This window comes from Glaciihabitans sp. GrIS 2.15 (assembly GCF_035984695.1).
GTDB lineage: Bacteria > Actinomycetota > Actinomycetes > Actinomycetales > Microbacteriaceae > Lacisediminihabitans.
Map to the genome: position 1 here is coordinate 1 of NZ_JAXCHU010000001.1, position 14,391 is coordinate 14,391.

Below are 14,391 nucleotides of genomic sequence, written 5' to 3' on the forward strand. Positions count from 1 at the left end.
TCTCAGCGCATGGCACTAACGCACACACAAGCCCTTGTTACTGTCACCGTCCGAGGGAACGATCTTGGTCGAGCCAGCGAAAGCCTTCGGCAAGCATTACTCCCATACTCGGATGCGCGAATCATCGCACTGACGCAGAAGACGAACTGGATGAGTTCGCTTATGGGCACTACCGCGATTCTTGCCGCCATCGAATACACCCCCACGACGCCAGTAGCCTAAAGGCGTCGTAAGCGGAACCATCAGCGGCGCAGTGCGACTGCGAAAACGGTGTCTGTTGTCATCTAACCAATCTGTTCGGGTGGCCGGGTTTTTAACGAGTGCCGACACGGAGATCAGAAGTGGCGCGTTCATGGAATACTCGCCACATGCACCCCAGCGATCTCGGGTCGGGCTTAATGCTGTTCGACGTTCTGGATGTTCGGTTTGAGGAGGTTCCGGGCCCCGCGTTATCGCTTGAGATTCTCTCCGCGGTGGACAGCGCATGGGCTGAGATGGTGCGCGCAAACCCGACCTTGTTCGATGGGCCAGTAGTCCTCTGCTGTGACTTCCGCCAGATCTCCCCTCACCTTGAGGTCAGCTGGTCCCGCGCAACCTATCGCGACCGCACGGTTCGGCAAATCCCAAGCGCTCCCGCCCTGTCATCGGTATTCGTCTGCGTGCTGCAGCCCGCGTTGGACGGCCGCCTGCTGGTGGGCCACATGTCAAGATCTACGAGTAGCCCGGGAGTGATCCAATTCCCTGGCGGCAACCTCGAGCCGCCGCCGCCGGGGCAGGAAATCACGACTTCCGCACTGCGACGCCATGCCGCAGCCGAACTCGCCGAAGAGACGGGAATTGACGCAGCCCCTGACGACCTCGCCCTGTGGGCAGTTGCGCGTACTTCCAACGGGAACGTAGGGTTTTTCTTTCTCGCCCCGAGCTTGCCCGTTGAGTTCATCCTTCAGCGTCACGGTTCTGTTGTCCTTGCCGAGCGATTGATGGGGCGCGAGCCTGAGTTCGCGGAAGTTGCCTTGGTTACCGATGCCGCAGGCCTCGCTTTGCTCGACGGGCGACCGGCCGACTATCTGTTACCGCTCTTCGAACGTTTTCGAGCAACGGGGCAATCCCTCCGGCTGGACTGACTCCAGTGAGGCGGTGGCAAGACTCCGCCGACAAGACGGAAGATCAACAACGCACCTCGAACGTGAATACGAATACGACAATTGCAGAGCGGCACGCGACGTGTGTCAGATGGGAACCGCTAGCGCGACCTGCCTATGCAGCCGACCGGAGGAGACATGAAATAACGAGCCCTCTGCGCTATTTCATAGCCACTTCGCGGCGCTGTCAGTCTCGTCGTTGACCGTCAACGAGAGTATGTAGCCATAAAGATCGGCGGTGTCGTCGTCGAAGGCACTTTCGTATGATCCATGGTGGCTATTCGCGTCAGCGCCGTGACTAGTCTCGCTTTGCGCAAGCCAGCCTTGGCACATCCATGAACCGGAAGTGTTTGCCACGGACTGCTGTATGGCTTCTCCCGTCAAGGGAACGAGACCGTCTGCAGTTTGGACCTGCCGACACCGGACGCTCATGAGCCCATCGACTTTCCCCGTCATACGAAGCGATGGCTGATCTACTGCTTCGCCTTACGTGTCGAACTGCCACTCAACCGGCTGGACCACAACTTACCTGCAAACCGACATCGACCATCGGAGGAAACAGCAACCCGCAACAGTCGGTCACCTAGACTTATAGATATATAGGTTTTACGATGGGGTGTGCCGACCCAGAAGCAGCAGTTCAACGTAACTCTTCCGCCTGAGCTCATCCGAGCGGCGAAACACCAAGCCATCGACGACCAACACTCGCTCTCCGATTGGCTGGAAAAAGTTCTGACAATCCACCTATCGAAAGAGGACTCAATGACCCAAAAACCAGCGGTGACTGTGCAGCCCATGGTGCACATTGATGACATGCCTGCATCCATCGCTTTCTACGAAGCGCTAGGAGCGAAGATCGTCAACGGCTCGCGAGACGGAGATTTCGTATTGCTGTCGCTTGGAGAGACTCAGCTATCCCTTCTTGCCCACCCGGCTAACCCTGAACAAGGCGATAGCGTCGTAGAGCTGAACTTTGAGACGAGAAACGTCGACGACCTTGAGCTATTCGTGACCGAGGCGGGAGTGGAAGTTGTCTCTTCCGTCAGGGATGAAGGATTTGGGCGACAGCTTCAACTGCGCGCCCCTGGTGGCCTTCTCATCAAAGTCAATGAACTGGATCCCGAGCTCTACGGATAAAAATGCACCACACGCCTGCCGGCCGTCGGGGCCTTGCTCCCGGCCTGACCCGTAGGCGGTAGACCCGAACGCGTCCGGAGCATGAGGACCTGCGGGCGGCTTAGCCTGAATCCACCGTTCTCGTCCTGGTCGTTTCCGCCTCCGTAGCCGAGCCAGACGAGCGAGACCGGAACAATCTCGACGCCACTGACGGTGACCGAGGCGCCGTAGTTGTGCGTGACGCCGAAATCCTTGAGCGACTCTGCGATCTTTTCAACGAGGTTTGCCATGCGCCAGAGACCAGTCGGAACGCCTGTGCTGCGAAACCCGTCTCGGTGTGCCTTCCTCCAGCGGCGACTTCTGCGAATGGTGCAAAAGATCCCAGGGCGGGACGCTCGCCTCCCCTCACATCTCCGCCGCTCGCGAAATCGGACGTCTTTGCGAGCCGGGCAACGCCTTTCCCCAAAATCAGGATCACAACCGCGGTGCTGAGAAAAATGGTGAGTGGGTTCAGGTTGACCGAGCGGGCTGTGCCGGCAACCAGGCTGCCGATGACCACGAACAGAGAAAACACCCCGTGGGAGCGGGTGATGATGCGGCTACCCGTTTGCTGCTCAGCACGGTCCGCAAGAGAGTTAATGGCGATATCTGACGCACCGGAGGCAACACCCAGTAGGAGCATCGAGATGGATGCTGAGACGAAGTTGTGCGCGGTCGCTCCAACGATTGTGGCTGCGACAGCGAGGGAAATCAGCATGATGCCGGCGACCCATACGCCCCACCGATCGACCGCGCGGCCGGAAAGGAGCATTGCCGGCAGTGCACCGACACCAATGAAGAGCAAAACGGTCCCGAACTCCGCATCGGTGAGAGAAGCCTGGCTGCGAAAAGCGGGAAGTAGCGCACCCCATGTTCCCCAGAACAGCCCGAACGCTGTCGACAAACGCCGCGAAGGCCACGTACGAAGCCCGCGACAAAATCAGCTTCACTCCACCCTGCTGCTTTATCGACAGAACCAGAGCGACACAGGCCGAAAACAATTGATCTCGACGGAACCGGCGGAAGATGTTGCTCTTCACGTTGGATTTCCGCTTTTCTTCGGAATGGAACAGCGGCACTGCTGCCCGTATGCCGGACGGCAAGCGCGACAGATCTCGGGCCACACGACCCAACCATCAACCGTGCCGATGTTGTGTCACAAGGGAACGTCAACTGACGCAGTGACCGTGGAGTTGAAGGCCGTCTCAGCGATTTGCCGATTCAGTCGCTTTCCGGGACTTGCTGTTGAGAAATTTGTTTCGCTTGATTTGAGAGCCGCGATCCATCGTCATCGAATTTGGCCAGAGCCGATGTTGGCGACGCTTGAAGCGCAAGCTCTTGCTCGATCTGTTTTGCGTACCGCCTCCGTTCGTGTCATTCCGATCCAGGGAGCCCGATCTTTACGAACAGGCGGTGGCTCAGCCCACTCGACGGCGGATTGGGAAGCGCGTCAGCGGAAGGCCTCCCTGGAGGTCAGCCCACGTGGCCTGAGTTCGTCAAACGCATCCAGCCAGGGCTCAATACCCGCGCTGGCCCGGAGCGCTCGCTCCAATCGCACGGGTCCGACGATCTTCCGGTTGGGCAGTCGGGCAACCTCATCCTTGTTTGCTCGCCGTCGCTGAGAGCCCGAGTAATTCACTACATCGAAGTGGTCGGCCGACGCCACCGCCTCTTTAAACGCGGGAAGCGGTAGATCGTCACGAACGGGAATCCAGTCCACCACCTTCCAATGGCCTGTGTGGATCTTGGCGTCCAAGGATAGGGCGAGGATTTCCGCGGGACCGGCCAGTACCTCGATAAGCCGGGTTGGCAAGTCGGCGGCTGACACTAAGGGTCCGAAGACAGCAAAGAAGTAGGCGTCCTTCCCGTAGGTCGCGACGACTTGGCCGACACCGAACCGACCATCTCCTGTCGGGATCGTGAAAACGTCACCGATCCTAGGGCGCTTGATCACCACGGGTCCCCTCCTGCTCCGACGTATCTGGGATCACCACTTCGTCTCGGCTCAACCTTGTTGCCGTGCCTGTTTGAGGACTTCGGGTCTCAGGTTTCGGCGAGCAGTGAGGAACTCCAGCCCGATCAAGTGACCATCATCATCGAAGTCCAGGACTATATCTTCGCGCACGTTGGTATCGAGGAGGGTTACGGATCTTACGGCCTGACTCCATCGACTCTCATTTGTGAGGAAGGAGATATACGCCGAATCGTTGTTAGCTTCAAAGGTGAAATCCATTCGCGAAGGCTACCGATGAGTCGCACTAGGGGGGTACATACGGAACACACCAACCCGCGTTCCCCTCACATCAGAGCTGTGTCCGTAAGCGGGACGGCGGGTTCAGCCGGTCGTTGCAACACTCGTTTGTCAGTGAGGTGTTGTCTGTGTGGTCGAAGGATGCGTTGGTTCAGAAGCGGGAACGGTTCTGGGTGTTAGTTGCCGGGGGTTCGACGTCGTCTGCAGCATGTGATGCTGTGGGGGTGGATCGACGAACTGGACGGCGTTGGCGCCAACCGACAGGAGGTCGGGTTCCGTTGCCGAAGCCGAAGCTATCGGGGCGTTACCTGTCTGTGGAGGAGCGGGTGCAGATCGCTGACCTGCACCTGACGGGGACCAGTATGCGGATGATCGCTGTCGAAGTGGGCCGCTCGGCCGGCACGATCAGTCGGGAGCTGGCCCGAGGTGGATCCAAGACCGGCCCGCGAGCACGAACCCGGTATGCCCCGTATGCTGCGCAGAAACAGGCCGAGCATCGGGGCCGCCGCCCCAAGGGGAGCAAGTTCGACCACCCGGAACTGGCATCCTTGGTGCAGGCGAAGTTGTGCGTGAAATGGAGTCCGGAACAGATCAGTGATCATCTGGCGGTGGTATTTCCGGACCGGCAGGAGATGCGGGTGAGTCCCGAGACGATCTACCAAGCACTCTATGTTCAAGGTCGTGGCCACCTGCGGGCTGACCTGCATCAACACTTGCGCACCGGCCGTGCGATCAGACGTCCGAGACGACCTGCCGCAAAAAACTCGGGCAAGATCCCGGACATGATCATGATCAGCCAGCGGCCGGCGGAAGTGGCCGACCGTGCTGTTCCCGGTCATTGGGAGGGGGATCTGATCCTGGGGTCGAACTGCCGGTCCGCGATTGCAACTTTGGTGGAACGTCAGACCCGGTTCACCATGCTGGTCCACCTCCCCGGCGACCACAACGCGATCACCGTTCGTGATGGCCTGCTGGCAACCATCAAAACCCTTCCCGAACGGCTGGCTAAGTCCCTGACCTGGGATCAGGGAACCGAGCTGGCCCAACACAAACAGATCACCCTGGCGACCAAGATGGCGATCTATTTCTGCGACCCACACTCGCCCTGGCAACGAGGCACCAACGAGAATACGAACGGGTTGCTGCGCCAATACTTTCCGAAGGGCACCGACCTCTCCATCCATTCACCCGAACGGCTGCTCGAAGTCGCAACCGAACTCAACAATCGGCCCCGCAAAACACTCGGCGGGATCACCCCCGCCCAAGCCATGCAACGACTACTGTCAAACCCAGAAAAACCCATCGTTGCAACGACCGCTTGAATCCGCCGGACCTCTTGCGGACACTCCCCGGCGGTTATTGACATCGGACCCTCTCGGCACGCAATGATTTCCCGTATAGGTGTCCCGCTAGGAATTCCCGCTCCCGTACGTCATACGCAACAGATGCGTTTGAGTCGGTCTGGGCTGCTGCGGGTATCTCGGACAGTGGGCCCTCTTAAAATGAGGGTGTACTGAAAGTAGAGATCAGCATGACCGCAGCACGCCGAAAATTCACCCAGGAGTTCAAAGACGAGTTGTGCCGCGAGGTGATCAGCACGTCCAAACCGATCAGGGACGTCGCTGAGGCCTACGGGGTCGGCCCCGAGACTCTGCGCAACTGGCTGATCAAGCACCGCGAAGCGAACGGCGGCACCGAGACGGAACTGACCGTCCCCGAACGAGCTCGTCTGAAGGAGCTTGAGAGAGAAGTGCAGGAACTCAAAGCTGAGGCCCAATTCCTGAAAAAAGCGGCCGCTTACTTCGCGTGGGAGCAGCGGTAGTGAGCCGGTACGAATTCATCGACTCCCAAAAATCTGAGCCCGATAACCGCAACCCGGTCGTGAAAATGTGCCGCTGGTTGGAGGTGTCAACGTCTGGTTTCTACCACTGGCTGACGCGCCCCCAATCGGTGACGTCGGCCCGCCGACAGGCCCTTCTCGTGCGGGTTAGGCACTATTTTGAGGAGTCCGACAGCACCTACGGGTATCGCCGAATCCACGCGGACCTTGCTGCGGAGCAGACGCAGTGTTCCCCCGAGTTGGTGCGGCAGATGATACGCCAGGAGGGCCTTGTGGCCTGCCACCCACGACCATTCCGGATCACCACGGAGGCCGACACGGTGGCCGCGGCAACCATGCCCGACCTCCTCAAACGCGACTTCACCGCCGACCGCCCCGGGCGCAAGTTCATCGGGGACATCACCTACATCCACACCTGGCAAGGATTCGTCTACCTGGCCACCGTCATTGACTGCTTCTCCAAGAAGGTCGTCGGGTGGTCCATCGCTGACCACATGCGCACCGAGCTGGTCGCTGACGCGCTCAAGAATGCTGCTGCGACGACCCTGATCGAGCCGGACGCGATTTGGCACTCCGATCGGGGAAGCGTCTACACCTCGGCCGATTTCCGAGCCTTAGTGATCAGCCTAGGAATGCGCTCGTCCATGGGCCGCACCGGCGTGTGCTGGGACAACAGTATGGCCGAATCGTTCTTCTCGATGCTGAAAAACGAGCGCGTCTACCGGACCGTTTACGCGACCAAAGCCCAGGCTCGCAAAGACCTCATCCTCTACATCGAGGGGTTCTACAACAGTCGACGCCGGCACTCAGGCCTCGGCTACCGACGCCCCAACGAAGTCCACTATGGTTATCAGCAGCCAGCCCTGGCAGCGTAGAAGAATCCACTAATTCCGCTGTCCGAAATCCTCGCAGCAGCCCAGAACCGCTTCGATGGCGATCTCAGTTCGGGTACGCTGATCGCTGCTCTGACAGGCAGGCCCGCATTGCGAAAAGTGCTAACGCAGGCGCTAAGGGCTGTGAAGAGGTTGCATCTCGACGCAGTGCCACATGGCAACCTGCCAACTGTCCGTCGATTACGGGCCAGAATGCGGATTCGTGATTCTGCGCGCGAGGGCAACGGAACAGTTCAACTCCTCCGAACACAATTGGCGTTATCTTTGACGTGTGGTGTTGCCTACATGTCTAACTTCGCACGAAGCGGAGAGTGACAAAGGGAGCGCCCCGATACATCTCGATCGGTCATCATTTACTCATCACAAACGATGGACCACAAACCCAAAACAATCCGATAAACTGCACGCAAGAAGCTAACCGGTTTCCTTGAAATTCCAAGCGTTTCCGGGGATTTCCGACAAGATTCGGGGCTGCTGAGAACACCTCAGAAAGCTCCCAGAGGTCGCAGGTTCAAATCCTGTCCCCGCAACAGTCAAAGGCCCCCTTGCCAAATCTAGATTTGGTCGGAGGGCCTTCTGTTTTGACCGGAGCTCAGGTGCCTCCCTTCTTGATTCCGGTCTAGGTCTGGATTTGCTGTCACTGCTCGTGTGGTGATTCGCGTCTCGGCATGCTTCTGGTTGTCTGTCACCATTCGTTGAGACTCGATGCGCCACAGCTGTATCTTTCTGAGACAGAGACGACTGTGGACGCTTAACCCGAAATGTTCGTGAGCAGCGGATGCCCTGTTCCGCTCAGGCGATCGCATGAATCCTGGACCCAGTGCTCGGGTTTGCGAGCGCACATCTTTGCCAGGATCCTCGGGCATCAGAACCTGACCATCACGCAGGAATACGCCGCCGGCTTCCACGGAAAAGGATCGAGAGCAGCTTCCGCGCCAACGATTACGAGCTCGCGCAGAAGACCCCGGTCATTCGACTTGCCGACGAACGCCTGCCCCGGTAGGCGCGCCCTGGTCGACAGTGCAAGGCGCACCCCGTTTGGTCTCGCCCGGCAGAGTTTGGAAGGATGATGGAGTGAGTTCTCCCCATTCTGTCGATCGTCGGAGCCGTCCGCTCTGGCTCTTATCCTTTGTCGCATCCGAAACCGACGCATGAGCACGGTTACTGGCACACCACGGTTCAGCCAGAGCCGCAGGCTCGCCATCGTCCTTGTGCTGAACATCGCCCTGATCGGCGGACTCGTCACCGTCGGCATCACAGCCCGCTCAGTGGGCGTGCTCGCGGCGGCAGGGGACACCCTGGCCGACTCAGTCGCGTTGGCCCTCGGGCTGATCGCGGTGGCACTGCGGGACCGCAACTCGGAGCATCCCGGCGCCAACAAGCCGATCGCGATCGTAGCTCTCATCAACTCCATGATTCTCGTTGCGGTCACCATCGGCGTCGTGACCGAAGCGATCGTGAGACTGCGCGAGGGTTCCCCCGCTGTTCTCGGACTCCCGATGGCCATCGTCAGCCTGATCACCCTCGCGGTGATGATCACCGGCGCGCTCGTGCTCGGCTTTTCTTCGCATCGCGAAGACATCCACATGAAATCAGTGCTCATCGACACGCTTGCGGATGCCGCCGCCGCGGCTGGAGTGCTCGTGGCCGGCACCATCATCTGGCTCACCGGCGGGCTCTACTGGCTCGATCCGGTCATTGCACTCGTTCTCGCTGCTGTGATTGGCTACTCAGGAATCCGGCTCGCCATCCAAGCGATCGCCGCGCTGCGCGGGGCCGATATCGACTTCGATAACGACTGACACCGGGTGGGTCTGCCGTCACATCAGGCTGCTCACCGAACAGCTTGCCGACGGCTTGCGGATGCCACAACGGCCGTGGCCAGCGGAGGGGCCTTCGCCCGCACGACTCCGCCCGCATGACATCGAGGCGCGAATAGTGCGTGCGTGAATTCGAGATTATCGATGCGGGTCCTAGCACTGGCTGTTCAACTGGGAGCATGGCGCCAACCTGTGTCTACACAATCGGGCATTCGACTCATCCGATCGAGTTTGAAATAATGGACCAACCGGCCTCACTCGCGGCCTCAATGAAGTGACAACTAAGCCTTCAATAGTGACCTTCTTCATGCCGCGTGGCCAGAGGCGACCCACAGGCACCCGGACTCCGTCCTGATCCCCAGCCTCGTCCTCCACGCGGCCCGGCTTGTAGGCCGAGACCGATGACTCGTCCGCTAACCAGTATCGCCAGGAGAAATTCGTCGCACTTCCACCGGGACCACTGACTCCAACGCGCGGTCCGGTCCGGTGGGGTAACACCACACCGTCATCCGGAACGAAAAATTTCCACTGTCCGCCAAAAAGATCATCACCATCGTTTACCAGGGTTGCCCCGAAGCTTTGGGCAACACAGGCAGGGCCCCGCGCCAAACTGGCATCAAGAAGAGGTGCCTTTCGCGGTCGGCTTTGTCGACGACTGCGGGCGATGTCGATACCCTCCATCACCTCTCCCGCCCTGATGAGACAACCGTATGGTTGCCCCGGTTGTCCGGCGACGAGATTCAGCGCGTGATGCATCCCGTAGGTGAAATAGCAGTAGAGGTGCCCGGCGGCACCGAACATCGTCTTATTACGATTCGTCTTGCCCCGATAGGTATGAGCGCCGGGGTCGCGTTCACCCGCATACGCCTCGACCTCGGTGATCCGGATGGTCACCGTGCCCTCGTCATCCGTCCGTTGAATGATGCAGCCGAGAATTTCGGGTGCGACGTCGAGCACCTCACGGGCGAAAAACTCTCGATTCGCCAGGTGAAATCCATTCAGCACGCTCGCTCAATCCGCCGTTCCATCATGATGCTTCGTCGACTACAGCAGCGCCCCGCACCGTCACGATCGACGCGACCACCTGGTCAGCCGACACCTGCGCGCCCGGTTGCACCTGCAACACCACCGTGCCTGCTACGGATGCCCTGAGCACGTGTTCCATTTTCATCGCCTCGATGCTCAGAACCGGCGTGCCCGCCTCGACCTCGGCACCGTCCTCGACGAAGATCGCAACCACAGCTCCCGGCATCGGCGAACGAAGCTCCGGGTTCATACCGACCGCGCCCGCGGACTTCCGTTCGGACCGAACGTCCGTGATACTCCAGGACGCACCGCCGGAGGCAAGATACAGCCGAACGCTGTCGTGGGCGAACCGCAGCGTCACCGTCGAGTCGCCGAATCTCACCCGCGCCGAGGCTCCCGTGATGCTCACGCTGGCCTGTGTGGGCTCACGGTCATCTACGGTGACGAGGGCGTCAACCGGCGTGCCAAGCACCCGCACCAGAGTGCGAGCTTCCTCCGGTCCGGTGGCCAGCCGGTACACGGATGCCGCCGCCGCTCCCAGACGCCACCCGGATCGCTGCTGCCACGGCCCGGCACCCGTCCCGGGGAAGCCGCGAGCGTGCATGATGAGCGCCGCTGCCGCGAAAACATCAGCGTCGGCCGCGTGGAATGCGGATCCGTCGAGGCGCCTCTCGATCAGCTCGGTGTCGAGAGTACCGGTGATGACATCAGCGTCGGCAAGGAGCAGCGTGAGGAACTCGACGTTGTTGGTGACGCCGAGCGTCACGGTGTCGTTCAGGGCGGCCCGCAGACGTTGCAAAGCGCCCTCCCTATCGGGAGCCCAGGCGATGACCTTCGCGAGCATCGGGTCGTAGTCCGAGGAGACGGTGAGACCCTCAATCAGGGCGCTGTCGACTCGCACACCCTGCCCCGTGGGGTGGGTCAGCGAGAGCACGGTGCCGCCGGTCGGATGAAAACCGTGCTGCGGGTCCTCGGCGTAGATGCGTGCCTCGATGGCATGTCCGGTGAGCACGACATCGTCCTGGCTGAAGTCGAGGTTCTCGCCAGCGGCGATCCGCAACTGCCACTCGACCAGGTCGAGTCCGGTAACAAGCTCGGTGACAGGATGCTCAACCTGAAGGCGGGTGTTCATCTCCATGAAGAAGAACTCATCGGGCGAGTCGGCGGAGACGATGAACTCGACCGTGCCTGCGCCGCGATACGAGACGCTCTTCGCCGTGTCGACCGCGGCCCGGCCGATCCTCGCGCGGACGACTTCATCGAGCAGCGGCGACGGCGCCTCCTCGATCACCTTCTGGTGGCGCCGCTGGAGGGAGCATTCGCGCTCTCCGAGGTGCACGGTGTTGCCCTCGTTATCCGCAAGCACCTGCACCTCGATGTGGCGCGGATTCTGCACGAACCGTTCGATGAACAGAGTGTCGTCGCCAAACGAGGAGGCTGCTTCCCTGCGCGCAGCGGCGATCGCAGCTTTCACCTCACTCTCCGTGCGAACGAGGTGCATCCCCTTGCCACCTCCACCGGCCGATGGCTTGATCAACGCAGGGAAGCCGATAATGAGGGCCGCCGCTGCAAGCTGCTCATCGGAGAGTCCGTGCTCGGCGAGACCGGGCACGATCGGCACGTTGCGCTTCACGACCTGCGCCTTCGCGCTGATCTTGTCTCCCATCACCTCGAGGGCCTCAACGCTCGGCCCGATGAAGACGATCCCCGCTGCCGCACACGCCGTCGCAAATGCGGCATTCTCGGCGAGGAAGCCGTAGCCGGGATGGATCGCCTGCGCACCAGTGGCGACGGCTGCCGCGACGATCTTCTCGATGTTGAGGTAGCTGTCCGCCGCCGCGGCACGCCCGAGGCGCACCGCGACGTCGGCGAGCGCAACGTGCCGCGCCCCTGCATCCGCGTCGCTATAAACACCGATCGACCGGATACCGAGCTTCCGGAGGGTGCTGATGATGCGGCAGGCGATCTCGCCTCGGTTCGCGATGAGTACGGTATCGAACATCGGCGTCACATCCTAAAAACGCCGTAGTTGACGTCTTCCATCGGCGCCCGTGAGCAGATCTCGAGGGCGAGTCCGACCACCATACGAGTGTCGGCCGGATCGATGATCCCGTCGTCCCACAGCCTCGCGGTCGCGTAGTACGGGCTGCCCTGCACGTCGTACTGCTCGAGCACCGGCGCGATGAACTGTGCCTCGTCCTCGGCCGAGAATTCGGTGCCTGCCGCCTCGAGCTGGTCGCGACGAACAGTCGCGAGCACCGACGCCGCCTGCGGGCCACCCATGACCGAGATGCGGCTCGCCGGCCACATCCAGAGGAAGCGCGGGGAGAAGGCACGACCCCCCATCGAATAGTTACCGGCGCCGAACGATCCGCCGACGACCACGGTGAGCTTTGGTACGCGCGCGCACGCGACGGCGTTGACCATCTTGGCGCCGTGCTTGGCGATGCCGCCGCGCTCGTATTCGCGGCCAACCATGAACCCGGTGATGTTCTGCAGGAACAGCAGCGGAATCTTTCGCCTGTCGCAGAGCTCGATGAAATGCGCGCCCTTGAGCGCCGACTCCGAGAACAACACACCGTTGTTTGCGATGATCCCGACGGGATGGCCATGGATGCGGGCGAAACCGGTCACGAGCGTCGCGCCGTAGTCGCGCTTGAACTCGTGGAAGTCGCTGCCATCGACGACGCGCGCGATGATCTCGCGAGAATCGTAGGGCGTCGAGAGCGCAGCGGGCACTACGCCGTAGAGCTGGGACGGATCGACAGTCGGCGCAACGGGTGTGGCCACCTCCCACGCGCGATCGCGCGGCTGAGGTAGCTGCGCCACGATATCGCGCACGATCTGCAGCGCATGTTCGTCGTCGTCGGCGAGGTGGTCGGCTACGCCGGAGTACTTCGTATGGGTGACGCCGCCGCCGAGGTCCTCTGCCGATACGACCTCGCCCGTCGCCGCTTTCACCAGCGGCGGCCCGCCGAGGAAAATGGTGCCCTGGTTCTGCACGATGATCGTTTCGTCGCTCATCGCGGGCACATAGGCACCGCCTGCCGTGCTCGATCCAAGGACCGCCGCAATTTGCGCGATGCCCCGGGACGACATCCGCGCCTGGTTATAGAAGATGCGGCCGAAGTGATCCCGGTCGGGGAACACCTCGTCCTGCCGGGGAAGGAAGGCGCCGCCGGAGTCGACGAGGTAGATGCAGGGCAGCTCGTTTTCCGCCGCGATCTCCTGTGCTCTCAGGTGCTTTTTCACGGTCATGGGCAGGTAGGTACCGCCCTTCACCGTCGCGTCGTTGCAGACGATCATCACCTGGCGGCCGTGCACGACACCGATTCCGGTGATTACTCCGGCGCCGGGGACCTCGTCGTCGTACATGCCGTTGGCAGCGAGCGGCGCGACCTCGAGAAACGGACTGCCACGGTCGACGAGGTGGTCGATCCGGTCACGCGGCAGGAGCTTGCCGCGGCTCACATGCCGTTCGCGGGACGCCGGGGAGCCGCCCTGTGCGGTAGCGGCCAGGCGCTCGCGAAGTTCTGCGACCGCGGCGAGTTGAGCCGCCTCGTTGGCGTGGAACTCGGGGCTCGCCAGGCGTGCTTCGCTTGTGAGTCTGTGCATAAATTTAGGTTATCGAGCGCTAACTGAAATGTCCAGCGTCGCCTATAGTTGCCGTGTGGTGGAGACGTGGCGCGCAACCGAGAAGGCTCACCGACGGGAGAAGTACCTCGCCGCGGCCGGACACCTGTTTGCCGAGCGCGGCTACCGTGCGGTCTCCATCGAAGATCTCGGCGCCGCCGTCGGAGTGAGCGGCCCGGCCCTCTACCGACACTTCGCCAGTAAGGAGGCGATGCTCATCGAGCTTCTGGTGGACGCGAGCGAGAGACTGCTCGCCGGTTACGAGAGGACGATCGCGGCGGATGCCCCCGACCTAGAGACCCTGCGCAACCTCGTCTCCTTCCATGCCGACTTCGCGATCACCGAGCGAGACGTCATCCGAATCCAGGATCGCGAGCTCGCCAACCTCCCGGTCGTGCCCAACCATCGGGTGCGGGAGGTGCAGCGTCGCTACATCCAGGGCTGGCAGCGGATCGTTGCGCGGCTGCGCCCCGAGTTGTCGGAGGCCGATCTTGAAGTGAAGATGCATGCCTTGTTCGGAGTGCTCAATTCCACGCCGTACAGCACAAAGCTCGACGGCGCGACCGACGTGCGCGCCGTTCTGGTCGACACGGCGCTTGCCACGGTGCTCGGGAGCGCTCCTGCGGGCTGA

13 protein-coding genes are annotated in these 14,391 nt (G+C 61.3%); 7 read left to right on the top strand and 6 right to left on the bottom strand.

Annotated features, from left to right (window positions below; all coding sequences use genetic code 11):
• The 3 genes from RCH11_RS00005 to RCH11_RS00015 form a co-directional block, all read left to right on the top strand.
• On the top strand, positions 1–222 hold a 222-nt coding region (locus RCH11_RS00005; RefSeq protein ID WP_327054938.1), incomplete at its 5' end, for a hypothetical protein.
• Positions 223–368: 146 nt separating this feature from the next.
• A complete protein-coding gene (locus RCH11_RS00010; RefSeq protein ID WP_327054939.1) occupies positions 369–1,124 on the top strand; it encodes an NUDIX hydrolase in 756 nt (251 codons plus the stop codon).
• A 636-nt stretch (positions 1,125–1,760) separates the two neighbouring features.
• Positions 1,761–2,279 (top strand): VOC family protein, encoded by a 519-nt coding sequence (locus RCH11_RS00015; protein ID WP_327054940.1) that lies wholly within the window; start codon positions 1,761–1,763, stop codon positions 2,277–2,279.
• Here the strand turns inward: RCH11_RS00015 and RCH11_RS00020 are convergent.
• The 3 genes from RCH11_RS00020 to RCH11_RS00030 form a co-directional block, all read right to left on the bottom strand.
• Positions 2,270–2,548 carry a hypothetical protein gene (locus tag RCH11_RS00020; RefSeq protein ID WP_327054941.1) on the bottom strand — a complete coding sequence of 93 codons (279 nt, stop codon included), beginning with the start codon at positions 2,546–2,548 and terminating at the stop codon, positions 2,270–2,272. The genes RCH11_RS00015 and RCH11_RS00020 overlap by 10 nt on opposite strands.
• A gap of 1,199 nt (positions 2,549–3,747) precedes the next feature.
• Complete coding sequence (locus tag RCH11_RS00025; RefSeq protein ID WP_327054942.1) at positions 3,748–4,251, bottom strand: hypothetical protein; 504 nt, start codon at positions 4,249–4,251, stop codon at positions 3,748–3,750.
• A gap of 51 nt (positions 4,252–4,302) precedes the next feature.
• Positions 4,303–4,530 carry a DUF2283 domain-containing protein gene (locus RCH11_RS00030; RefSeq protein ID WP_327054943.1) on the bottom strand — a complete coding sequence of 76 codons (228 nt, stop codon included), beginning with the start codon at positions 4,528–4,530 and terminating at the stop codon, positions 4,303–4,305.
• Between the two features lie 146 nt (positions 4,531–4,676).
• Between RCH11_RS00030 and RCH11_RS00035 the strand changes: the two genes are divergently transcribed.
• From RCH11_RS00035 to RCH11_RS00045, 3 genes are all read left to right on the top strand, one after another.
• The gene (locus tag RCH11_RS00035) at positions 4,677–5,870 is read left to right on the top strand and encodes an IS30 family transposase (RefSeq protein WP_442788974.1); all 1,194 of its coding nucleotides are present in this window, start codon (positions 4,677–4,679) and stop codon (positions 5,868–5,870) included.
• Between the two features lie 209 nt (positions 5,871–6,079).
• Positions 6,080–7,263 (top strand): IS3 family transposase gene (locus tag RCH11_RS00040; protein WP_327054945.1). Its coding sequence is split into 2 segments (ribosomal slippage): positions 6,080–6,338 and positions 6,338–7,263, totalling 1,185 coding nucleotides; the frame shifts between segments, so codons are not numbered across the junction.
• Positions 7,264–8,432: 1,169 nt separating this feature from the next.
• Entirely contained in the window at positions 8,433–9,083 is a 651-nt protein-coding gene (locus tag RCH11_RS00045) for a cation diffusion facilitator family transporter (protein WP_327054946.1), read from the top strand.
• Between the two features lie 171 nt (positions 9,084–9,254).
• Here the strand turns inward: RCH11_RS00045 and RCH11_RS00050 are convergent, their stop codons facing one another.
• From RCH11_RS00050 to RCH11_RS00060, 3 genes are read right to left on the bottom strand one after another with little or no spacing between them, the layout of a single operon-like run.
• On the bottom strand, positions 9,255–10,106 hold the full coding sequence (locus RCH11_RS00050) for a DNA-3-methyladenine glycosylase (RefSeq protein WP_327054947.1): 852 nt from the start codon (positions 10,104–10,106) through the stop codon (positions 9,255–9,257).
• Positions 10,107–10,128: 22 nt separating this feature from the next.
• Positions 10,129–12,129: an acetyl/propionyl/methylcrotonyl-CoA carboxylase subunit alpha gene (locus RCH11_RS00055; protein ID WP_327054948.1), complete on the bottom strand. Its 2,001-nt coding sequence runs from the start codon at positions 12,127–12,129 to the stop codon at positions 10,129–10,131.
• Between the two features lie 5 nt (positions 12,130–12,134).
• On the bottom strand, positions 12,135–13,742 hold the full coding sequence (locus RCH11_RS00060; protein WP_327054949.1) for a carboxyl transferase domain-containing protein: 1,608 nt from the start codon (positions 13,740–13,742) through the stop codon (positions 12,135–12,137).
• Between the two features lie 58 nt (positions 13,743–13,800).
• On the opposite strand from RCH11_RS00060, the gene RCH11_RS00065 reads away from it, so the two are divergent.
• The gene (locus tag RCH11_RS00065) at positions 13,801–14,391 is read left to right on the top strand and encodes a TetR/AcrR family transcriptional regulator (protein ID WP_327054950.1); all 591 of its coding nucleotides are present in this window, start codon (positions 13,801–13,803) and stop codon (positions 14,389–14,391) included.